21 protein-coding genes and 1 riboswitch are annotated in these 22,167 nt (G+C 52.1%); of the genes, 17 read left to right on the top strand and 4 right to left on the bottom strand.

What is annotated here, in order from left to right; genetic code table 11:
* The first annotated feature begins 86 nt into the window (after nt 1-86).
* The gene (locus BA6348_RS21410; RefSeq protein ID WP_005829624.1) at nt 87-413 is read left to right on the top strand and encodes a hypothetical protein; all 327 of its coding nucleotides are present in this window, start codon (nt 87-89) and stop codon (nt 411-413) included.
* 55 nt (nt 414-468) lie between these two features.
* Complete coding sequence (locus tag BA6348_RS21405) at nt 469-2,070, top strand: sigma-54 interaction domain-containing protein (protein ID WP_005829622.1); 1,602 nt, start codon at nt 469-471, stop codon at nt 2,068-2,070.
* 96 nt (nt 2,071-2,166) lie between these two features.
* Here the strand turns inward: BA6348_RS21405 and BA6348_RS21400 are convergent, their stop codons facing one another.
* Nucleotides 2,167-3,537 carry an amino acid permease gene (locus BA6348_RS21400; protein ID WP_005829620.1) on the bottom strand — a complete coding sequence of 457 codons (1,371 nt, stop codon included), beginning with the start codon at nt 3,535-3,537 and terminating at the stop codon, nt 2,167-2,169.
* A gap of 308 nt (nt 3,538-3,845) precedes the next feature.
* A riboswitch (glycine riboswitch) is annotated at nt 3,846-3,946 on the bottom strand.
* 458 nt (nt 3,947-4,404) lie between these two features.
* Between BA6348_RS21400 and BA6348_RS21390 the strand changes: the two genes are divergently transcribed.
* The 9 genes from BA6348_RS21390 (at nt 4,405) to BA6348_RS21350 (ending at nt 14,227) form a co-directional block, all read left to right on the top strand.
* Entirely contained in the window at nt 4,405-5,550 is a 1,146-nt protein-coding gene (locus BA6348_RS21390; RefSeq protein ID WP_005829618.1) for an iron-containing alcohol dehydrogenase, read from the top strand.
* A gap of 14 nt (nt 5,551-5,564) precedes the next feature.
* Nucleotides 5,565-6,947 carry a hypothetical protein gene (locus BA6348_RS21385; RefSeq protein WP_007778771.1) on the top strand — a complete coding sequence of 461 codons (1,383 nt, stop codon included), beginning with the start codon at nt 5,565-5,567 and terminating at the stop codon, nt 6,945-6,947.
* Nucleotides 6,944-8,383, top strand: coding sequence for an NAD-dependent succinate-semialdehyde dehydrogenase (locus BA6348_RS21380; protein WP_005829614.1), 1,440 nt, complete (start codon nt 6,944-6,946; stop codon nt 8,381-8,383). The genes BA6348_RS21385 and BA6348_RS21380 overlap by 4 nt, the downstream gene beginning before the upstream one ends.
* Before the next feature lie 361 nt (nt 8,384-8,744).
* Complete coding sequence (locus BA6348_RS21375; protein WP_005829612.1) at nt 8,745-9,488, top strand: metal ABC transporter ATP-binding protein; 744 nt, start codon at nt 8,745-8,747, stop codon at nt 9,486-9,488.
* Nucleotides 9,488-10,348, top strand: coding sequence for a metal ABC transporter permease (locus BA6348_RS21370; protein ID WP_005829610.1), 861 nt, complete (start codon nt 9,488-9,490; stop codon nt 10,346-10,348). Before BA6348_RS21375 ends, BA6348_RS21370 begins: the two co-directional genes overlap by 1 nt.
* Nucleotides 10,349-10,360: 12 nt before the next feature.
* The gene (locus BA6348_RS21365; RefSeq protein WP_122953184.1) at nt 10,361-11,308 is read left to right on the top strand and encodes a metal ABC transporter substrate-binding protein; all 948 of its coding nucleotides are present in this window, start codon (nt 10,361-10,363) and stop codon (nt 11,306-11,308) included.
* A 625-nt stretch (nt 11,309-11,933) separates the two neighbouring features.
* A complete protein-coding gene (locus BA6348_RS21360) occupies nt 11,934-12,620 on the top strand; it encodes a hypothetical protein (protein ID WP_005836896.1) in 687 nt (228 codons plus the stop codon).
* A 97-nt stretch (nt 12,621-12,717) separates the two neighbouring features.
* The gene (locus tag BA6348_RS21355) at nt 12,718-13,176 is read left to right on the top strand and encodes a hypothetical protein (RefSeq protein ID WP_005836894.1); all 459 of its coding nucleotides are present in this window, start codon (nt 12,718-12,720) and stop codon (nt 13,174-13,176) included.
* A 331-nt stretch (nt 13,177-13,507) separates the two neighbouring features.
* Complete coding sequence (locus tag BA6348_RS21350; protein WP_122953183.1) at nt 13,508-14,227, top strand: YebC/PmpR family DNA-binding transcriptional regulator; 720 nt, start codon at nt 13,508-13,510, stop codon at nt 14,225-14,227.
* Nucleotides 14,228-14,598: 371 nt separating this feature from the next.
* Here BA6348_RS21350 and BA6348_RS21345 read toward each other — a convergent pair whose 3' ends face one another.
* Nucleotides 14,599-15,549: an ABC transporter substrate-binding protein gene (locus BA6348_RS21345; protein WP_025843967.1), complete on the bottom strand. Its 951-nt coding sequence runs from the start codon at nt 15,547-15,549 to the stop codon at nt 14,599-14,601.
* An 864-nt stretch (nt 15,550-16,413) separates the two neighbouring features.
* Here BA6348_RS21345 and purU point away from each other — a divergent pair.
* The 4 genes from purU to BA6348_RS21325 all read left to right on the top strand — a co-directional run bounded on the left by purU (nt 16,414) and on the right by BA6348_RS21325 (nt 19,433).
* The gene (gene purU, locus BA6348_RS21340) at nt 16,414-17,289 is read left to right on the top strand and encodes a formyltetrahydrofolate deformylase (protein ID WP_005835503.1); all 876 of its coding nucleotides are present in this window, start codon (nt 16,414-16,416) and stop codon (nt 17,287-17,289) included.
* 358 nt (nt 17,290-17,647) lie between these two features.
* Nucleotides 17,648-18,100: a hypothetical protein gene (locus tag BA6348_RS21335; RefSeq protein ID WP_005834521.1), complete on the top strand. Its 453-nt coding sequence runs from the start codon at nt 17,648-17,650 to the stop codon at nt 18,098-18,100.
* 4 nt (nt 18,101-18,104) lie between these two features.
* Nucleotides 18,105-18,407, top strand: a complete 303-nt coding sequence (locus BA6348_RS21330) for a hypothetical protein (protein ID WP_122953182.1) — start codon at nt 18,105-18,107, stop codon at nt 18,405-18,407.
* 75 nt (nt 18,408-18,482) lie between these two features.
* Nucleotides 18,483-19,433: a MarR family transcriptional regulator gene (locus BA6348_RS21325; protein ID WP_122953181.1), complete on the top strand. Its 951-nt coding sequence runs from the start codon at nt 18,483-18,485 to the stop codon at nt 19,431-19,433.
* A gap of 151 nt (nt 19,434-19,584) precedes the next feature.
* Here the strand turns inward: BA6348_RS21325 and def are convergent, their stop codons facing one another.
* On the bottom strand, nt 19,585-20,103 hold the full coding sequence (def, locus tag BA6348_RS21320; RefSeq protein ID WP_005834515.1) for a peptide deformylase: 519 nt from the start codon (nt 20,101-20,103) through the stop codon (nt 19,585-19,587).
* Between the two features lie 25 nt (nt 20,104-20,128).
* Entirely contained in the window at nt 20,129-20,371 is a 243-nt protein-coding gene (locus BA6348_RS21315) for a helix-turn-helix domain-containing protein (protein ID WP_005834513.1), read from the bottom strand.
* A 261-nt stretch (nt 20,372-20,632) separates the two neighbouring features.
* On the opposite strand from BA6348_RS21315, the gene BA6348_RS21310 reads away from it, so the two are divergent.
* Together BA6348_RS21310 and BA6348_RS21305 are read left to right on the top strand one after the other, a co-directional pair.
* Nucleotides 20,633-21,400 (top strand): IclR family transcriptional regulator, encoded by a 768-nt coding sequence (locus tag BA6348_RS21310; RefSeq protein WP_122953180.1) that lies wholly within the window; start codon nt 20,633-20,635, stop codon nt 21,398-21,400.
* A 314-nt stretch (nt 21,401-21,714) separates the two neighbouring features.
* The gene (locus BA6348_RS21305; protein ID WP_122953186.1) at nt 21,715-22,134 is read left to right on the top strand and encodes a hypothetical protein; all 420 of its coding nucleotides are present in this window, start codon (nt 21,715-21,717) and stop codon (nt 22,132-22,134) included.
* The last annotated feature ends 33 nt before the right edge of the window (nt 22,135-22,167 follow it).

Here is a 22,167-nt window from a genome sequence, read left to right as displayed (position 1 = left end):
ATGTAATCGCAAAAACTTTCGAGAAAAGACAGGACTCCATTCAGGTTGACGTGTAAAATATTGGATGAAGGCAAAGGGGGGCTTGCATGTACACGTCGTTGACTGTGAAATATTTGAAAATTTCTTCTTATCTCAAGCTGTGTGTAGGGGCCGGCTTTTCTCTCGGCCTGCTGGTCGGGCTTTTCCAACTGGTTGTCCTGCTTTTGATGCGCGCGGTGGACCACACGAGCACTGCGGCCGCGACGAGTATCCCGGACAGTCTGCTCGCGCTGGCAGGCACGATCTTGGCGTACACGTTTGGGGCGTTGAATTTCAGCCTTATTTCTTATTTTCCTTTTATGTTTCTGCTCAAACGTAAAAATGGAATCGCGATCGAAGGGATATTTGATTCGAGGGCGGAGCGTGTAAAATGATAGAGAAAGCTTTTCGTTCATTTATCAGGTCATGACATCCAGGAGAGAGTAGCCCATGTATTCATTGCGTCCTACGATGACGGTTGAGGAAGCAGTCGCGCATTTTTCGCCAGATCAAAATGAAGTGCAGGAAGTGTACAGCGAAGAGGGGGAGTTTCTCGGCTATTTGACGGTGGAAGCGATCGCCCACGCCATTCATCGCGGGGAACTGACGCGCCCGATTGTCGAGTACGTCGTGCCCGAGGTGAACCTGCCGGACCGCCAGAGGCAGGCCAGCTCGCAGGCGCAGCTTCGCGCTTTTTTTGAAAGCCCGGTCTGCCAGATTGTTTTCAATGCGCTGTACGACGGCGTCTATATTACGGACGGGGCAGGCGTCACGCTGTTTGTCAACCAGGCGTACCAGCGCATTACGGGCATTCGCGAGGAAGAGGTCATCGGCCAGCACATGGGCTATCTCATCAAGCAAGGCATGATTTCGGTGTCCGCTTCGCTGGAAACGATTCGCACGCGAAGGCCGGTGACGCTGATCCAGACGATCCGCAACAGCCGCAAGATCATCGTCTCTGCCACCCCTGTGCTGTCTCCCGCAGGCGAAATTTTGTACGTCATCAGCAGCGTCCGGGACATTACCGAGCTGATTCGCCTCAAGCACGAGCTGGACAGCCAGAAGCTTTTGCACAGCGATTTGCCGCACCCGGACCAGACGGGGCTGGAGGACGTCGTGCTCGGACCTGCGACGCGCTCGCTGTTCCGGCTGGCCGACAAGGTCGCCAAGACAGATGCGAAAATTTTGCTGCAAGGCGAGACGGGTGTGGGGAAGAGCATGATCGCCAAATACATCCATGCCCGCAGCAGCCGCGCGAACGAAATTTTTATGGAGCTGAACTGCGCGGCGATCCCGGGCCATCTGGTCGAGGCCGAGTTGTTCGGCTACGAGCCGGGGGCGTTTACAGGCGCGCTCAAGCAGGGGAAAATCGGCATTTTGGAGAGCGCCCATCGCGGCACGCTGTTTTTGGACGAGATCGGCGACTTGCCGCTGGAGCTGCAAGTGAAGCTGTTGAAAGTAGTGGAGGAAAGCAAATTCATGCGCGTCGGCTCCACCGAAGTCCGCCATGTGGACGTGCGGATCATTACGGCTACCCACCGCGACCTGGCTACACTCGTGCGCGAGGGGCTGTTTCGCGAGGATTTGTACTATCGGCTGAACATCGTCACCTTCGAGGTGCCGCCGCTGCGCGAACGCCGGGAAGAGATTGTCCCGCTCTTGGTGTCGTATCTGGAAAAATTCAATGAGAAATACAAGGAAGAAAAGACGATGACACTGGAATGCTACGAGTGGCTCACGAACTATAGCTGGCCGGGAAATATCAGGGAGCTGGCGAATCTGGTCGAGCGGCTGGTGGTCACGACTTTTCACGACACGATTGACGTCGGCGATTTGCCGAATTTTCTCCAGCAAGTGTTCCCGCAGGCAGAACCGACGTCTTTGCGCGAAGCGGTCGCCCGTCTGGAGCGGAGCATGATCGGCAAGGCGATCCAGACGCACAAGACGACCCGGTTGGCGGCAGAAGCGCTCGGCATCAGCCAGAGCGCACTCGTCCAAAAGATGAAAAAGCTGCAACTGCGCGTAGAGAACGAGCCGGAAGCGAGCAAATAAAAAGCATCCTGCGAATGCCTGGTGCAGTCGCAGGATGCTTGTCCTTGCCATGCAAACACATCGGAAGCCGGATGTGTTTTTTTGTTTGGCTGGCGATCAGTTTTCCAATACTTTCACCTGATCGACTTTAGCCTTGCGCAGCTTGTAAATCACGACGAGCATGATGAACCAGACCGGAGTGATGAACAAGGCCACGCGCGTATCCTCGGCAAGCGCGAGCACGACGAGAATGAACGCGAGGAAAGCGAGAATCAGGTAGTTGGCAAACGGAAAGAGCGGCATTTTGAACTTGTTTGTTTTTGCCAGATCCGGTCTTGTCTTGCGGTACTTCAGGTGGCAGATCACGGTAATGCCCCAGATGAACAGGAAGCAGACCGTCGAAACGCTCGTAATCAGAGTGAAGACGCCTTCTGGCATGATGTAGTTCAACACAACCGCAATGAGAACGACGACAGTCGAGAAGAACAAGGCATTGGCAGGCACCTGGCGCGTTGTCAGCTTGGTCATGGACGCAGGCGCATTATTTTCCTTGCCGAGCGAGTAGAGCATACGGCTTGTACTGAAGATGGCGCTGTTGCATGCCGAAGCGGCGGAGGTCAGCACGACGAAGTTGACGATACCTGCGGCAGCCGCGATACCGATAGCCGCAAACACTTGAACGAACGGGCTTTCGGTCGGGATGATGGCGTTCCATGGATAGATGCTCATGATGACGATCAGAGCGCCGACGTAGAAGAGCAGCACGCGAATCGGGATGTTGTTGATCGCTTTTGGAATCACGCGCTCGGGGTCTTCTGTCTCCCCGGCAGTCAGCCCGACAAGCTCAATGCCGACAAAGGCGAACACGACCATCTGGAAGGAGAGTAAAAAGCCGTTGATGCCGTTCGGGAACATGCCGCCGTGGCTCCACAGGTTGCTGAAGCTGGACGCGCCGGAGTTTGTCGAGAAGCCTTTGACAATCATGAAGATTCCGACGGCGATCAAAGCGAGAATCGCGATGACTTTGATGAGCGCGAACCAGAACTCCATTTCGCCGAAAAGCTTGACCGTTGCCAGGTTCATGATGAGCAGGATGACGAGCGCAATCAATCCCGGCATCCATTGCGGAACCTCAGGGAACCAGTATTGCGTGTACATTCCGACAGCCGTCAAGTCGGCCATGGCAATCGAAATCCAACAAAACCAGTACGTCCAGCCTGTGACGAACGCGGCCATGTTGCCGAGGTAGTCTTTTACGAAGTCAACGAAGGAATGATAGTTCAGGTTGCTAAGGAGAAGTTCACCGAGCGAGCGCATAATCAGAAAGCAAATAATCCCAGTAATCAAGTAAGCAAACAGGATGGATGGGCCGGCCAGGTGAATGGATTTGCCCGCACCGAGGAACAATCCCGTTCCGATGGCCCCGCCGATCGCGATGAGTTGAACGTGCCTGTTTTTCAGGCCCCTCGCCAAATTTTGCTGTTGCATGTGATCCCCCTCATTTCTCATGCGTTTGATTCGTTTGCGGCTGTTGGTAAAAAACCAACCGCCGACCTTTCAAAAAGTTTATGAAACTTTATAATTCATATCTTAACATAGCGACCCAGCATAAATACATCATTAAGTTACTTCCATCGAAAAAAACGCTTACATTTTTGAGCGAGGCAGAAAATTTGCGGTTTTGTCGGCAGTTTTCCCTCCTTTTTTCGAGGCAAATGGAACGGCTGTTTCATGGTGAACGCACAACACTCCTATTTTCTGCAACAAAAAAAGGAACGGGAAAAATAGACCGGTTCCTACTTTTCTCTGTCCTTTTACCTGAGAGATTTGTCCTGAGCGGTCAGGATTTGCTCCTTCGGTGCTAAACGGCGAGTTTAGTCTCTCCCGCAATATTCATCCGCGTCAGATATTCGCGTGCGTTCTTATGATAGTAAAATATTCCAAAAAGGTTGTCAAATGAAAATTCCTAATTAACAGATTATTTTAAACATAAAACATTTTTGATTGACGGAAGGCCAGATGACAAGCAGGAAACGACAATCATTCGTCGTTTTTTCCGCTAGCCAGGTGAGCGGATGTGTCGAAAGGGGAAGGGTATGAGTTTTGATTTGATAATGAATCAAATGCGCAAGTTTGATTTGAATTATAATCAAACAGCGAATGTAAACGGTTGCTTTTGGCCGAAACAAACTGTGCTGCGGAAAATGTGACAAAAAAGTGAGAAAAGGCTTGCCGCTGTTGGGGGGAAGGTCGTTTTTCCCGCAGGTGGCGGAGCGAAATTGGCACCCGCTTTTTTCCGCTTGGCACGGGAGTTGCTTTTCACGTAGCGGCATACAGAAAGGAGAGAGTGACATCATGAACATTTCTACTTTTGCCGCTGCAAACAAACTGGTCACAGGGCGGGATTCGCTGGCGCTGCTGCCCGAGGAGGTTGCCCGTCTGAAAGTGGCGCGTCCAATGATTGTGACGGACAAAATTCTCATTCAGGCCGGGGTAGTCGCGCAGGTGGAAGCGCTTTTGCCGATGGAGGCGGGCGTCTTCTCGGACGTGAACCCCGAGCCGGAAATCGAGATCGTCGACTTGTGTGTGCAGATGATCCGCGAAGGGGGCTACGACGGCCTGATCGCAGTCGGCGGCGGCAGCGCAATCGACATCGCCAAGGCAGCTTCCGTCATGGCGACGAACGAGGGCAGCATCGAGCAATATTTTGGCACGAATCTGGTGAAAAAGCCGGGCTTGCCGCTGATCGCGATTCCGACTACGGCGGGGACAGGCTCAGAGGTGACGAATATCTCGATTTTGTCGGATACGAAAGAGCAAGTGAAAAAAGGAATTGTAAGCCCTTACCTGCTGCCGGACGTCGCCATCGTCTCGCCGGTGATGACGCTTACGTGCCCGCCGAGCGTGACCGCTGCGAGCGGCGTGGACGCGTTGGTGCATGCGGTGGAAGCCTACATTTCCAAGTTCGCCTCCCCGGTGACGGACGCGCTGGCGATTGGCGCGATGAAACTGATTGCCGTTCACTTGCCGAAAGCGTACGCGTGCCCGGATAACATCGAGTCGCGCGAAGCGATGATTACCGCGTCGCTGATGGCCGGACTTGCTTTCGGCAACGCGGGCGTAGGAGCTGTCCATGCGCTGGCCTACCCGCTCGGCGGACGATTCCACATGGCGCACGGCGTGAGCAATTCGCTCTTGCTGCCTTACGTCATGCGGGCGAACAAGATCGCCTGCCTGGAAAAGCTCGGGGAGATCGCGCAGGCGCTCGGGGAAAACGTCGCCGGACTGAACCTGGACGAAGCGGCGGAAAAAGCGATTGAAGCGATGACGCGCCTGTGCCGTTACGTGGAAATTCCGCAGTCGCTACGCGAGTTCAACATTCCGGAATCCGCGATCGCCGAGATGGCCGAAGAGGCGATGAAGCAAACCCGCCTTTTGAAAAACAATCCCCGCGCTTTGCGGAAAAAAGATATCGAAGACATCTATCGAGCAGCTTACTAAAAGGGGGACATCGTATGAAGTGGAAACAACGCAGAGCGGGTGAAGAAACCCCGTACATTCCGGCCGGACCGTTCAAGATCCGGCTGCCGTTTGTACACTATCGCTTTGAATGGCCCGATTATTTGCAAGGACTGTTGATGTGCGCCGTCGACCTCGGCGCGATCACGCTGCTCGCCGACCATCTGGGCATGCCGTTTGAGGTGGGACTGGCCGTTGTCATTTTGAATGGCTTTTTGTATTTGCTGCACCACCTCTTGGGCGATCCGGTCATTCCCGGCTGGATTACGCCGGCGATTCCGCTGATTGTGCTGTTTGTCGAGCAGTTTCCGGAAGGGCAGGAGCGGGTGTACGCGCTGATCGCCTTTCAGTTGACGCTTGGGCTGTTATCCATTTTGCTCGGGGTCACCGGACTAGCGAAGCGGGTAGTCAACTTCGTGCCGAATGCGATCAAGTCGGGGATTATTCTCGGCGCGGGGATTGGCGCGATTACCTCGATTTTTGAAAAGGGCGGGAAGTTCGACCTGTTCCCGTACACGATTGCCATTTGTATCGGCTTTTGCTTTTATCTCGTTTTTTCCAAACATTTTGAAGGGTTGAAACAAAAAGGGAAAGGGTGGGCATTGCTCGGCAACCTCGGGATTTTGCCTGCGATCTTGCTCGCGGTGTTCGTCGCCCCGTTGTTCGGGGAAGCGAAGTGGCCGGACATTCAATGGGGCTTCAGCCAGCCGGACTTCGCCACGCTCTGGTCGCAGTACACCGTCTTCGGGCTGGGCTTGCCGTCGCTCTCCTTTTTCATTACAGCGATTCCGGCTGTGTTCGCAACGTATCTCGTCGTCTTTGGCGACGTGTTGAAGACGAAAGCGCTTTTGTCCGAGTCCGACCAAGTGCGGCTCGATGAAAAAGTCGACTACAACCCGGACCGGGCGCACATGATTTTTGGCGGACGCAACATGTTGATGAGCCTGATCGGGCCGGACATTACGATGTGCGGGCCGATGTGGGCCGCGATGCAGGTTGTGGTGGTAGAGCGGTTCAAAAAAGGCAAAAAAGCGATGGACTCGTTTTTCGGCGGTGCGGGATCGTTTCGCTGGGGTACGAATACAGGTTTATTGCTTTTGCCGATCGTCAGTCTGGTCCAGCCGATTCTCGGCGTCGCCGTCGCCCTGACGCTGCTCGTCCAAGGCTACGTCAGCGTGCGGATTGGCGTGATGCAGGCGCGCAGCCAGCGCGACCTGGGCATCGCGGGTGTCGTAGGGGCGATTCTCGTCATCAAAGGAGCGGCGATGGCTTTTGGCGCTGGAATTTTGCTGTGCGTCTTATTATATGGAAAAGATTGGTTGCGCGGTGAAAAAGAGAAATTGTTCACGGCAAATGAAAAGGAGGAAAAGGCAGCGTGAGACAACAAGAATGGAACAAAGGCATGTACGTGAACGGAGAGTGGGTGACGCTTGCGGCACGCGTCGCGGTGCAAAATCCCGCGACATTGGAAATCATCGGCAGCGTGCCGGACGCTTCCGCGAAAGAAGCGCGGCAGGCGGTCGACGCTGCGCAAGCCGCTTTTCCCAGTTGGTCGAAAACGACCGCCTATGAGCGCGCGGCCTTGCTGGAGCGCTGGCACCAGACGATCGCAGCCCGCCTGGACGAGATCGCGTACGTCATGACGCTGGAACAGGGCAAGCCGCTCGCAGAAGCACGAGGCGAGGTGCAGTACGCGAACAGCTACATCAAATGGTACGCCGAGGAAGCAAAGCGGATTTACGGCGAGACGATTCCTGCCTCCGCCGCCTCCAAGCGGATTCTCGTGCAGAAGCAGCCAGTCGGTGTCGTGGCGGCCGTCACGCCGTGGAATTTCCCTGCGGCGATGATTGCGCGAAAAATCGCGCCAGCGCTCGCGGCAGGCTGCACGACGGTGACGAAGCCAGCCGAACAGACGCCGTTGACCGCGCTGCTTTTGGCGGAGTGCGCCCACGAGGCGGGGATTCCGCCAGGCGTCATCAACATCGTGACGACTTCGCAGGCAGCGGAAGTCGTCGATGTCTGGATGGACGATGCGCGCGTGAAAAAACTGACGTTCACCGGGTCGACTCCGGTGGGCAAGCTGCTGATGCGCAAAGCGGCCGATACCGTGAAAAAGATTTCCCTGGAGCTTGGCGGCCTGGCGCCGTTTATCGTGGCAGAGGACGCGAATCTCGACGCGGCGGTCAAAGGGCTGGTCCAGTCCAAATTCCGCAACGCCGGGCAAACGTGCATTTGCGCAAACCGCATCTATGTGCATGAAGCTGTGAAAGAGCCGTTCCTGCAAAAGCTGACAGAGGCGGTGTCCGCGCTGCGCGTAGGCCAGGGAACAGAAGACGACGTCGAGATCGGGCCGTTGATTGACGAGCGAGCCGTACAAAAAGTCCAGCAGCAAATTGACGACGCCGTGGGCAAAGGGGCGACGCTCCACGGCAGCCCGGTTCTCGCGGGAGCCACTGGCTACTTCATGAAGCCGGTCGTGCTCTCGGATGTAACCGATGAGATGGTGTGCATGCAGGAGGAAACGTTCGGGCCGATCGCGCCTGTCAGCACGTTTTCCGACGATGAGGAAGTCATCCGGCGGGCGAATGCGACGCCGTACGGGTTGGCGGCATACGTCTTCACGCAGTCGCTGGCGCGGGCGTTCACGTTTTCGGAAAGCCTGGAATACGGTATTGTCGGGGTGAACGATGGGGCGCCATCTGTCGCGCAAGCGCCGTTTGGCGGCATGAAGGAAAGCGGGCTTGGCCGGGAAGGCAGCCACCACGGCATCGAGGAGTATTTGGAAGTGAAGTATATTTCGCTGCAACTGGTGTAACAAAAGCGGAATGAAGTGAATAAAAAGAAGCACAGCTCGATTGATGCGGGCTGTGCTTTTTCTATATTCTGGCGCGGTTCTGTGGCGGCTCTGGGCAGGAAAACGGCGGCGCGAAACCCGTTTTCCTGGGCGGAAAATGAAAATGAGGATTGACAGCAGGATAAATATCCTTTAAATTTTGCGTTAGGGAAACATTTTTATACACAAGCATATTATTTTGCTAAAGTGAATATTATTGGTTAACAACCACAATTTTGTGTATAAGCATATATGAGCCAGTCATAAAGAATTGTCCAGCGGAAGCAACGGTCAACAACAACCGAGAACGTACACGAACGATTGGTTAATTGGAGGGAATCTCATGAATAGTGCGGTGTCAGTCAGAGAGCTTCACGTCTCCTACTTTGGAGTCGAGGTGGTGCGGGACGTAACCTTTGCTGTCGAGCAAGGAAGCATGGTGGGCATTATCGGGCCGAATGGCGCGGGGAAATCGACCATGATTAAGGCCATGCTCGGGTTGATCGGCAAAGACAAGGGAGACGTCCGGTTTTACGGCAAGGAAGTGAATGAGGTCCGGAAGCAGGTCGCCTACGTCCCGCAGCGGAGCCAGATCGACTGGACGTTTCCGATCACGGTGATGGATACCGTCCTCATCGGAACGTACCCGAGCGTCGGCTTGTTCAAATTTCCGAAGAAGAAGGAAAAGGCGTGGGCGATGGAATGCCTGCGAAAAGTCGGCCTGGAGGACTTCGCGAAGCGGCAGATTGGCGAGTTGTCCGGCGGGCAGCAGCAGCGCGTTTTTTTGGCTCGGGCACTGGCGCAAAAGCCGGAGTTGCTCCTTCTGGACGAGCCGTTTGTCGGGATCGACGTCGCCAGCGAGGAGACGATCATCCGGATTTTGAAGGAGTTGCAGCTTCAAGACAAAACAATCGTGGTCGTCCACCACGACTTGAGCAAGGCGAATGCTTACTTCGATCAACTGCTGCTTTTGAACAAAGAGCTTATCAAGTTCGGAACAGTCGATGAAGTCCTGAATCGAGAGGTCATGGCGAAAGCATACGCGCATCAACTTCAATTTCTCGAGAAGGTAGAGGTAACGGCGTGATGGATTTTTTACAAGCAATTGGACAGTATGAATTTTTGCAAAAAGCTTTGTTTACTTCTGTAGTAGTGGGCATCATCTGCGGCGTCATCGGCAGCTTCATTATTTTGCGCGGCATGTCGCTGATGGGGGACGCGATCTCCCACGCGGTTTTGCCGGGGGTTGCTCTCTCTTATGCTTTCGGGATCAATTTTTTCCTGGGAGCAGTCGCCACTGGCGTCCTGACGGCGGTCGGAATCGGCTACGTCAGCCAGAACAGCCGGATCAAGAACGACACGGCCATCGGCATTTTGTTCACCTCGGCTTTTGCCCTGGGGATCATCATGATTACGATGCTGAAAAGCAGTACGGACCTGTACCACATCCTGTTCGGGAACGTGCTCGCCGTCCGGCCGTCCGACATGTGGGTGACCGTCGGCATCGGTCTGATCGTCATCGTGACCGTCTACGCGTTCTTCAAGGAGCTGCTGCTGACGTCGTTTGACCCGACGATTGCGGCCGCCTACGGTCTGCGCAACAATCTCATCCACTACTTGCTGATGACCTTGCTGACGATGGTGACGGTAGCGTCTCTGCAAACGGTAGGCATCGTGCTCGTAGTCGCCATGCTGATTACTCCGGCCGCTACCGCGTACTTGTTGACGGATCGCCTGTCGGTGATGATTTTCCTGGCTGCCGGCTTCGGTGTCATCTCCGCCATCGTCGGTTTGTACTTCAGCTTTACCTACAATCTGGCTTCGGGCGCGACGATTGTGATGGTGGCAACCGCGCTGTTCCTGCTAGCCTTTCTGTTCTCCCGCAAGCACGGGGTTGTCTGGAAATCAATTCGAGCCCGGCAAAAAAGAGTCGAGCTTTCAAAGTAAAGGAGAATTCGCATGAAAAAATGGAACCTGTTTCTCGTCTTTCTCATCTCAACCGTCCTGCTCGCTGCGTGCGGCGCTCCGCAAAACAACTCGGCCGAGCCCGGAAAATCCGGCGACGACAAACTGCAAGTCGTGACGACGTACTCGATTTTGTACGACATCGTGAAAAACGTAGGGGGAGATCGCGTCGAGATCCACAGCCTGGCTCCCGTCGGCTCCAACCCGCACGAATACGATCCGCTGCCAGCAGACGTGCAAAAAACAACGGATGCCGATGCCGTGTTCTACAACGGCCTGAACCTGGAAGCAGGAAACTCGTGGTTTGAAAAGCTGATGCAAACGGCAGGCAAGTCCGGCCCGGATGCACCCGTGTTCCGCCTGAGCGAAGGGGTAGCCGCCAAGCATTTGACCACCAAAGGCAAAGAAAGCGAAGAAGACCCGCACGCATGGCTGGACGTTCGCAACGGCATCAAGTACGCGGAAAACGCACGCGACGCCCTCATCAAAATCGACCCGGCGCACAAGGAAACGTACGAGAAAAACGCAACGGCGTACATCGAGAAGCTGCGCGCCCTGCATGACGAAGCCGTCAAGCAATACGGCCAAATCCCGCGCGAGCAGCGCGTCCTCGTCACGAGCGAAGGAGCGTTTAAATATTTCTGCGAGGCGTACGATTTCGACGCCGCCTACATTTGGGAAATCAACTCGGAAAACCAGGGAACGCCTGAGCAGGTCAGCCAGGTAGTCGACCTGATCCGCGAGAAAAAAATCCCGGCGCTGTTCGTCGAAACGAGCATCGACCCGCGCAGCATGGAAATGGTCTCGCGCGAAACCGGCGTGCCAATCGTCGGCAAAGTGTTCACCGACTCGCTCGGCAAGCCAGGCGAGGACGGCGATACGTACATCAAGATGATGGAGTGGAACATCAAGACGATTTACGAAGGGTTGATGAAAAAATAGACAGCAAAGCATGCACAGTTCTCCTGGTGGGGAACTGTGTTTTTGTTGGAGGAAAAAAACTGATTTCCCTATGCTAATGGAGGCTATCCTTTACCGGTACATGTATTTGTTCACGCAATACCTTTGTGGAATAGTGAATTGGTTTGGTCTAAATGCTCTCTTTACTGATAAGATTCCTATGTGTGTGAATGCTAATCAAAAAGTTGACCATTTTTGGAGCAAACGCTCATCTTCGAGTTGACCACCTACGATGCTTTTTTTCACACAAAGTAGCATTTTATTTCCTGCACCAAGGATCGTCAAGGATAAAGGGTAAACCCCTTGCTACGCAAGCCCTTGACGATCCTTGGCTCAGTAAAAACATTTGCAATTAGGTGTGAAAATGATGACGTGTGCTCAAACTGTCAGGTGGGTAACTTTATGATGAGCAAAGTGGTCAACATTTTGGTGAGCGTTCACAATTGTCGAAAAAAAGGCGAGTAAAGACTACGAAGCAAAAATAAATATTTTTGAATATAAAAAGAAAAATGATGATGAGCCTAGTTCAAGCAAAACGTACATCTTTGATGGAGAAGGTAAAAAAACGAAGAAAAACAAAGAGAAAGCAGATCGAAAAACTATCAAGATGAAAAAAGTTAAAGAAAACAATGGCCGTCAAAAACTTACTGCATATGCTGAAGATGAAGATGATTACTACCAAAAAATTCAGGGCGGAACAGGAAAAGGTTGGCGATACCGAATTCAAGGACCTCTTACGACCGAAACTGATGCTGGTAATAACTTTAGTTTTCGATGGGGAACAGAGATTGAAGATATTGAGGACATGCTAGAGGAAGAGGGGGTTGATTATACGGGAAGCCACGATATAGTGAACTTCCGTCTTCGAATTGAATCGGATGAACCAGTGGTCTTTAATACAGTGGATCCAATTAACGATTCAAAAGAAGAATTTAGTGTCCCTATGTGGTTTGGAACACAAATTGGAGTAGTGAACATCCCGGTAGAAGCCAGTTCGGTACACATTTCTGGTAATGGTACAGACAACTTGTTGTATGAGTTTAAATGGAACGAAAACTATTTCCCATCTGGTTACTTAGACGAACGCGATTTTGATAAAAACCCAGGCAGGACTCCAGGTTTTGCAGTTCGATATTTTATGGATACAGCACCATCGATTGATACAGGCACAGCGAAAATCAATTTTAGTGGTTACTTCAAGTACCGTTCTCTGTACAACTATTATTCTTTGTTGTTGCATGAGTACACACAAATTACAAAAAAATCATCTTATGATATCGAGATTGTTGACTAAGCAAGGAAATGTGGCGGCTAGGCAGAATCTATGTCTAACCGCCATTTTCAAACAAGTAGAAATAGTGGTTCCAGAACAAGAATGAGGAGGAGATTGGTTGAAAAAACTCATTTGGAGCGCATTCGTTATCCTAGCACTTGCTTTAGGGGGATTGCTTGCTTTAGATATCTTACAGCTAAAACGCGCGACAGCTTTGTTAGATCAAATACAAATAAGTATCACAAAAATAGAAAAGGGGGATGAGATTGAAATAGGAATTCAAATGGCAGGAGAAATTCCGGAATATCCGGTGACACTTACCATTTTTACCGATAATCGATATTTGGAGCTTGTACCCAAAAGCTGGAGTGATGAAGAAGTTGTCACATACATCGGACAGACAGCAGGAGGAGCAGAAACGAAATTTGCCATTTCTCAACAATTTGATGGAGAAATGAGTGTTCGTTATGTAAAAAAAGAGAAGGGGACTGCCCCTCTGATCTACGCCTATTTTGAATCAGAAGTGAAAAGATTCATTCTGGAAGATGCTATTATTCGAACGGGGAATTTTGAGTGAGAAGTCGCGTCTTCGACCAGTGGTATTATCCCCTTACGGCAGACAGTGAGAAAAGCCCTCATGGTATCATGAGAGGAACACTGTTGACCGGAAGGGATTTTTTATGCCATCTACTTGACGGGGCTATGACCAAAATCATGACCAGAGTGAGGAGCCAGTAGCAACAAGTAGAGCCAGGGAAAGGAAAAGCCACCCGAAACGACGTGTACGTTTTTTCACAAGGATTGTCTCGTAAAAAAACACAAGATTGAGGTATAATAGTTGAGTGTGAAATTGGACTACGGAGTCTTGCAAGCAATCAATCTGTGACGTTGAAAGAGAGTGGGAATTTATGGGTCGTAAGTGGAACAATATCAAAGAGAAAAAAGCTTCGAAGGATGCCAGCACCAGTCGTATATATGCCAAGTTCGGCAAAGAAATTTATGTAGCGGCCAAGCAAGGCGAGCCGGACCCAGAGTCGAACCGCGCTCTGAAGATCGTCCTGGAGCGTGCCAAAACATACAGCGTACCGAAAGCCATTATCGACCGCGCGATTGAAAAAGCGAAGGGCGGAGCCGAAGAAAACTACAGCGAACTGCGCTACGAAGGCTTCGGGCCAAACGGCTCCATGGTCATCGTGGACGCCCTGACCAACAACGTAAACCGCACCGCGTCTGAAGTGCGCGCCGCCTTCAACAAAAACGGCGGAAACATGGGTGTGACAGGCTCGGTTGCCTACATGTTCGACCCGACGGCCGTATTTGGCCTCGAAGGCAAAACAGCCGAGGAAGTGCTCGAAATTTTGATGGAAGCAGAAGTAGACGTCCGCGACATTTTGGAAGAAGACGGAGCCGTCATCGTCTACGCTGAGCCGGAGCAGTACCATGCCGTGCAGGAAGCGTTCAAAAAAGCAGGCATCACCGAGTTCACTGTCGCCGAGCTGACCATGCTCGCGCAAAACGAAGTGACGCTTTCCGAAGAGGCGCAAGCCCAGTTTGAAAAAATGATCGACGCCCTCGAAGATTTGGACGATGTGCAGCAAGTGTACCACAACGTCGATCTCGGCGAATAATCAACGAGAGAAAGACCTTTGCCGCATTGGTGGCGAAGGTCTTTTTGTATAACGAAAACCCCCAGTCGAACTGGGGGTTTTCGTTATACAATAAAACCGCCTCCTAAAAGGAGACGGCATATATCGAGCTCGCTAGTTTTGAGGTGTTACCGATCATCACGTGCGACGCATCTACCTCCAGTATGAAGTTAGAAGCTGTTAGCAGTGTTGCGGTTTTCCTTTACTCACTAGGTGATCGTGTAAATCATCCATGGCACATCGCCTCCGTAGAAGACTACAGCCTGTTTGAAAACACACCACCGAGCTCGATGAATATAGTATGATCCGATTTACAGCTTTTATACGCGCGAAATGCTCCAACCGTAAAACACTTATTTCAACAGCCGCGCGGACAGCGCGTTCAAAAACGACTGGTTGCTGTAGGCCGTGCCTCCGGCCAATCCGGGGTTGACGGCATTTTCGTACACCTGGCCGCTTTGGACCACGCGCAGATTGCTCCATTCAGGCTGCTGCTTCAACTGCTCGAACGATTTGGCGGCGTCGGGATCGCTGCTTTTGTCGACCATCACGAACAAATAATCCGGGTCTGCCTGTGCCAGCTCTGCGAGGGAAAGCGGCACGGGTTCTTTTGCTTGCTCTACAACGCTTGGGGTCGCCAGCCCGAGATCGGTATAGAGCAAATAGTTGTACCGCTCGTTTTTCGGATAGACGAGAAAAGCGCCTTCGTGAAACCATGCGGTCAGCACGATTTTGTCCTTGAGCGGAGCCAGCTTGTCGCGCGTTTTTTCCGTATTCGTCCGGACCTTGCTCACGATGGCATCGACGTTGGCGTCTTTGCCGCGCACCTCGGCAAGCAGCCGCAGGTTGTCTTCCCAATGCGCTCCATTCGAGGAGATGGGAATGACCGACGCTGCGCTTTCCAGCTTGCTGCGCTTTTCCTCGGACGTCTTGTCGGAGGTCAGGATCGTATCCGGCCCCAAAGCGGCAAGGTCGCCGACGTGGTCCGCGATGTCCGCGGGGAGCTTTTGCGTATTTTGCGTAATCGCGGCGTATTCCTGCGGGAACGCACCGCTTTTTTCTACGGTAGCGGCAAACGGGGGGATGCCGGTCAAAAGCGCATCTTCAAAGCTGCTGCGAGATTCGACGAAGGCGATTTGCTTCGTTCGCGCCGGGATTTTATATGTGTTGCCCAAATACTGGATAGAACGCGTCGGTTTTGCGGCAGGATCGCCTGCGGCTTGCCCTCCTGGCCCGTTCGCACCGCATGCTGCCAGCAACAGAAACACAGCCGTTACAGGGATGGCCAGTAGCTTTTTATACATCTTTACGTCACTCCGATCGTACCTTGGTCTGTTTTTTGCAAGAGAAGCCGTCACAGTAAATTATAGGGTACCCGAATGAGGACGGACTGCTTCATTCCTGAACTTTTTCAGACATTCTCCCGTATCCCATGCATCGGTGACGGGGTATTTGCCTGTTGTCTGTTCGCAGCAGATGCTCTACGATGGACAAATACAGACCAAAACGAGAGTCTAACTGAGCTTTTGGGGAGATGGAGCTGCGCCACTTGAAGACATTCCACGTCGTTGCGGAATGCCTCAATCATCAGTGGCTTTCGGTGGTTTGTTGGCTGAAAAACCTTTGAAAGAATCTCATGGAAGGATTCTCAACAGATCGTAGGGGCTTTTGCCTCGGAGAAGAGAACCAGCGATTAAGTATGCTGTTACGTTTTACTTCGCTAGTTAATCTTCGCATGATATTCGAAAATCCGTTACTTTTGGCGGTTGTTCGGTGCTGTTGTTTGGGTCTTCATCGCGGCTTTCGTGGAGGCGAGGAAAGAGGAGAAATCGCGGGAGCTTCTTGGGCTCCCAAAGAGCTTCGCGGATTTCTCCTCTTTCCTCGTCAGTGGCTTGCAGTGGTTTGTTCGACTGAAAAAGCTATTGAAAGAATCTCGTGGAAGGATTCTCAACGGGTCTTAGGGACTTTTGCCTCGGAGAAGAGAGCAGCGATTAAGTGTGGATTTTTTTATCGTTATCATTGAATAACCTCATTCCGGCTTTTCTGCGGCAAACTGTTTCGAGAAGTACTTGCAAAGCCCATCACGCCGATTCGTTTGATCGAGGTCTTCCGTGCGGATTGGGCAGTCTATGGAAAAGGGAAAAGCATCCAGAATGGGAGGAACATATATGAACCACGAGCCTGCAAAAAACGACAACCGAGCCATCCTGCTCATCTCGTGCCCGGAGCGGCTGGGCATCATCTCGGCCGTCTCCAACCTGCTGCTCAGCTACAAAGCGAACATCGTGCAGTTCGACCAGCACACGACAGACCCGCGCGACGGCATGTTTTTCATGCGCATTTTGTTCGACCTGGAGACGCTGCCCGAATCGTTTGGACAGCTTGAGCAGGACCTGGCGAAAATGGCCGAAGATTACCCGATGGACTGGCGGCTCAGCAAAGAAAGCCAGCGAAAGCGCATGGCGATTTTCGTCTCGAAAATGGACCATTGCCTCGTCGAGCTGCTCTGGCGCGTCAAGTCGAAGGAGATTCGCGTAGATATCCCGATGGTCATCAGCAACCACCCGGATGCGAAAGAAACGGTGGAAGCGTACGGGATTCCGTTTTACCATATTCCGCTTGCGACCCAGAGCAAGGAAGAGGCGGAGCGCAAGGCGCTGGAGCTGTTGCAGGGCAACGTCGACTTCATCGTCCTGGCCAGGTACATGCAAATTTTGTCCCCGCGCTTCATCGCGCATTACCCGAACCAGATCATCAACATCCACCATTCGTTCCTGCCCGCGTTCATCGGGGCCAACCCGTACAAGCGCGCCTTCATGCGCGGCGTGAAGCTGATCGGGGCGACCGCCCACTACGTCACCAACGACCTCGACGAAGGGCCGATCATCGAGCAGGACGTCATTCGCGTCAACCACCGCTACACGGAGGAAGACTTGAAGGTGGCCGGCCGCCACGTCGAGCGCAACGTCTTGGCCCAGGCGATCTCCTGGCATGTCGAGGACAAAGTGATCGTGTACGGGAACAAGACGATTGTGTTTGCGTAGCGGCAGCCTGCCGAAGAAAAGGGAAACGGAAGAAGTGCTGTGGGGTATTTGCCCCCAGGCTCATGAAAAAAGCGAAAGGCGTCTGAAGGCAAGTCCAGCTCTGGGAGAGATCCAGAGGGGCCTCGCATGGGCGTGATTTCGCTTTTTTACTTTTCAATTCCTGTCCAGCGTATTTCGTTACAGTCGGGATGACCATTCATTCGTGTTCACACTCTGTTTGGAATTTGTTTAGGTCAGACGAGATGACATCTTATTTGTTAGCATTTTAGATAAAAATACGTGGGAAGGTGATTTCGAAAAGAGAGGCTGGAGTGTAAAATTGAAAAGCATGGGAAAATATGAAAGTTGAGGGAATGATATGAGTATTATTGCACTAACCATTCTTCTGTTTTTTGGGTTTCAATATTTGCTGCCAATTGTTACACAGGAATTTCTTTGGAATCCAGAAAAAATGGACGATTATCGGCATTTCGATTCAGACACGCTTTCGATCCTGATTCTCTCTTACGCGTTCGCTTTTCCGATCGGGCTGATGGTGGAGGGAAAAATAGCAAAAATCCTGAAGATAATCCGTTTCCCAAAAGAAGATTCTGCTATTTTAAAAGTTTTGGACATTGCCCGGGAGAATGATGGATATGTTACAGTCGTAGATATAGCTACAAAATCTACTCTCTCCCTGGAGGAAGCGCAAAAAATTTTGGACGATCTTCAAAAAAAGGGACATGCTGACCTGAGTGTAACGAAATCGGGTGATATCCTTTATTACTTTCCTGGATTTCTAAAGCAGGACCAAATAGAGGATAGGGGGTGAGCAAATGAGGTACTTAGGCGGTGCGATGATAATTGTAATATGTGGCAGTTTTCTTCTATCGTGTTTGCTAATTACTGGTTTGCTAATGCAACAGCCATTTTTTTCTACTTTATATCTCATTATGGACAATAGGAGCATTATAGGTGTACTTTTGGCAGCTCTCTCCCTGATTTACATGGCGAGCCTGCTGATTGAAAAAGTGCTTGCGAAAAAAAGTCAGGACCGTTTTTATCATAGCCGTGTGATACAGATTGCCCTCGAACACGGTACTGGCATTGGATACTTCCCTGAAGCTATCAGAATGTGAGCGAATCTTGAAGGAATTTGAGAAAAAGCAAGTCGTTAGCAGTTCAACTCCGTTGGTGAGGCTGTGGTATATCACTTGGCACCGCTCATCTACGAGAATTGGTTGCCAAGTGATGGAGAGTATTGTGGAAAGGCTGACGAAACAGAAGCGGATGAGAAGGAGCAGAAAATATGGAAAAAGTGGCTGAAGGTCACCGGTTTCATTCTCGTGACAATCATTGCTCCCCTCTGGCTGCTTGATAAACAGACCATCCTTTCAGAGGAGTTTATGACAGGGGCACTCTTCGTCAACGTGTTTGCGGTTATCCAAATATTTCATGTTGTTTATTTGACTTACCGAAATTATGTACGGAAAACCGAGCACGATGTCTTGGGGTATGTCATGGACAATCAAGGTGTTCTCTATCCACAAGAAATCGCAGAATTTACCGACGAGAGCCTGTCGTCCATTCAGCGGATGGCCGATCGATGGCACAAGGCCAATCTCGTATCGACGTCCTACGGGAATGATGGGACCGTGATGTACTTGTTTCCGAATGTCACCGCTGAATCAATGGTGTACTTGCGGGAACCCAACTATAATCCGCTCGCGCAGCTCAAACGGGTAAAGGAGCAATTGATGCAGACATGCTGTTATGCCTTTCTTTATTCTTTTCTGGCCGGTTACGCATTCATGAATTGGAGCCATTTTATCTTTTATGGAGGGATTGGGGCGGTCTGCGCAGCCTACAGAACTTTCTACTCTATACAGGCGAGGGAGGAAGCGGAGCAGATTGAGCGAATCGGACTTCAGGTGGCTACACATCGGAATGGCCAATTGACCGTCCATGAATTGGCTTATAACGCAATGGTCAGCATGAAAGAGGCGGCAAAGCTACTAAAAAAGTGGGAGCTTGCAAACATTGCCAGACGAATTGAGATAGGTGAGGGATTCGTACCTGTTTACATTATCAGCGGCGTCGTGTCGAAGGAATGCGGTTGGCTTCAGAGCGGGTGTAGCACTATCCATTTCCGATGGGGCGTATGACTGCGCAGAAATCGGCTGGAATTAGCTGCAGCGTGTATGTAGTGCTCGTCATCGCAGAAATCCTCGGCCATCAGGACAAACTTTCCCATATGCAAAAAATCCACCTCGCATCGTCAGGTGGATTTTTTGGCGTTTTGTTCATCCGTGCCGTTTACCCTTGCTTTTTCGTCAACTGCCAAACGTCCATGAGGTTCACTTTGCGCTTCGTCTGGTCGTGGTACAGCTTGTCCCCGTCGATCCGGTCCACGAACAGCACGCCGTTCAAATGGTCGATCTCATGCTGGATACAGCGCGCCAAAAAACCTTCGCCCTCCAGCGTGAACGTCTCGCCCGCCCGGTTTGCGCTCTGGATTTTCACGTACTGGGCGCGCTTCACGATGCCCGAGTAGCCGGGAAAAGACAGGCACGCTTCCGGCCCGATCTGCTCGCCGTCCAGCTCCAAAATTTCCGGGTTAATCAGCTCGATCAGCCCGTCTCCGCAATCCATGACGATCACGCGCCTTAAAAAGCCGACTTGCGGCGCGGCCAGCCCAGCCCGGCCTTCCTTGGCGTAAAGAGTCTCCGTCATATCGTCCAGAAGCTTTCCCAGCCTGTCATTGAACTCGGTGACGGGCTTTGCGGTTTTGCGTAAAATCGGATCTCCGAAAGGGAGGATTGTTTTTACTGCCATCTGCCTTCTACCTCCAAAAAATGAATTACGCCCCTTCGTTTTGCGAGGGCGGGGTGTGCACCCACAGATCGTTCGGCGTGCATTCCAGCGCCGTGCACAAAGCATCCAGCGTGTCGGCTTTCATTTGCTTCGGCTGGCCGTTGAGCAGCGCGCTGATCGACGGAGCCGAGAGTTCATAGCCTGCCTTTTCTTTCAGCAACCGGGCGAGCGCCGCCCCGGACCAGATGCCTCTGTCCGCCATTACTTTTCGCAACATCCAGACAAGCATGCCTTCCCGTTCCCCCTCTCGACTTGCCAAAAAACGAATGTGTTAGGTATTGCCTAATGTTTTTAGTTATTACCTAATATAGCGGATTGGGAGAAAAAAGCAAGCGCGTCTCCTGGACGTGCGCCGTCGATGTTTTGTCCGAGCAGGATTATTTTATTGAATTTGGAGTTTTAAAAATTGATTGAAAATAAAAAACACCCTCCCTTATAATGTGTATATAAAAGAAACGGTGGTTCTATTATAGAACCAGGAGGTTGGGCCATGACATTAAAAACGTTGGAAAAATCGTTGGAGCTGTTGGAACTGTTTACAAAAGAACGAACTTCCTGGGGAGTGCGCGAGCTAGCCAAGGAATTGGGGATCAACCATACGACCGTCTACCGCATTTTGGCTACGTTCGAGCAAAAGGGGTATTTGATTCAGGACCACGAGACGAAAAAGTACGAGCTGGGCATGAAGCTGTGGGAGTTCGGACAGCTTGTGGAAGACAAGCTGGGCATCTCGGAGTACATTTACCCGATCATGAGAAACGTTTCCGAGCAGACGGGCGAAACGATCTTTTTGACCTGGCTCGATCAGTTGGAGTGCGTGCACGTGGAGATGGCGGAAAGCTCGCAGAGCATCAAGTTTTCCGTGTCGGTCGGCAGTCGGACGCCGTTGCATGCGGGGGCGTCCAATACGGTTATTATGGCGTACTTGCCGCGCGACGTTCAGGAGCATGTGATCGCCAGAGGCTTGACGGCGCTCACGGCACACACCGTCGTGGAAAAAGAGAGCCTGTACAAGAAGCTGGACGAGATCAAAAAGCGCGGCTGGTGCTTCAGCGCGGGCGAGTTCGCCGACGAGGTGTTCGGGCTGTCCGTTCCGCTGTTCAACAAGCGGCGGGAAATCGTCGGCTCGATGACCATTGCCGGACCTGTCAGCCGCACTCCGGAGGGCGAGCGGTTGCTGACGATGCTGTCTGCGCTGCAGGAGGGGCAGCGTGAAGTCCAGCATTACCTGGACAAATACAACCTCAGCTACGTGTAGACGGGGAAAACGGGTGAAAACGGACAAAAGCGAGTAGAAACTAGCGGAAACTCCTAAAACGGCGAAACCGCGAAACCCGCGAAAATCGCAAAATCCGCCAAATCCGCCAAATCCGCCAAACCCGCACCACGCTATCTCGCATGGAATCTAGCAAAATCGCACAACGCTTTTAAAGGAGGTGAGGGAGGCAGCGCATTTGCATAGCAGCTATAGAAGAAACACAATTCAGGCAGCAACGAACAGGAAAAGGTGTTCGTTGCTGCCTGTTTGTCGTTATGATGGAAAGAGATGTATCGGGAAGCGAGGGGAAGAGCGTGAGAAAGCGAATCATACGCATAAGCGGTTTGCTGCTGGCCGTTTTGGCCTTTACGTTTTGGCTGACGCTGGGGCTGGCAACGCCGATCCAAACAGTCGAAGACGCGCTGGAAGCTGTGCGCGCAGGCAGAGCGGGCGAGCTGGCGCTTGACCAGGCGGATGCGGGCAAAATCGCTGGCTTTTTTCAGTTTGCGCAAACGAAGCAGTTGGGCGAGCCGGAAGTAACGCTCAGCGAGCATTTCGTCTCGGCGGACGAGCGCCAAGTCGTCGCGCGGTTTCTGGCGATCGAGTACAACCCGAATCGTACCGTGCGGCAAATCTACGGCGGGACGCTGGTGTTTGCGCTGCACAAAAGCGCATTTGCGGCTTGGCGCATCACGCAGGTTGAAGTCAGCCAGCAAATGGGGCCGCACGATTAGCGTGAAAACATCGCGAGCCACGCTTTGCTTCTG

It is taken from the genome of Brevibacillus agri (genome assembly GCF_004117055.1).
Taxonomy (GTDB): domain Bacteria; phylum Bacillota; class Bacilli; order Brevibacillales; family Brevibacillaceae; genus Brevibacillus; species Brevibacillus agri.
The sequence above is the reverse complement of the archived record's forward strand: the minus strand, read 5'-3'. Positions and strand labels throughout refer to the sequence as shown.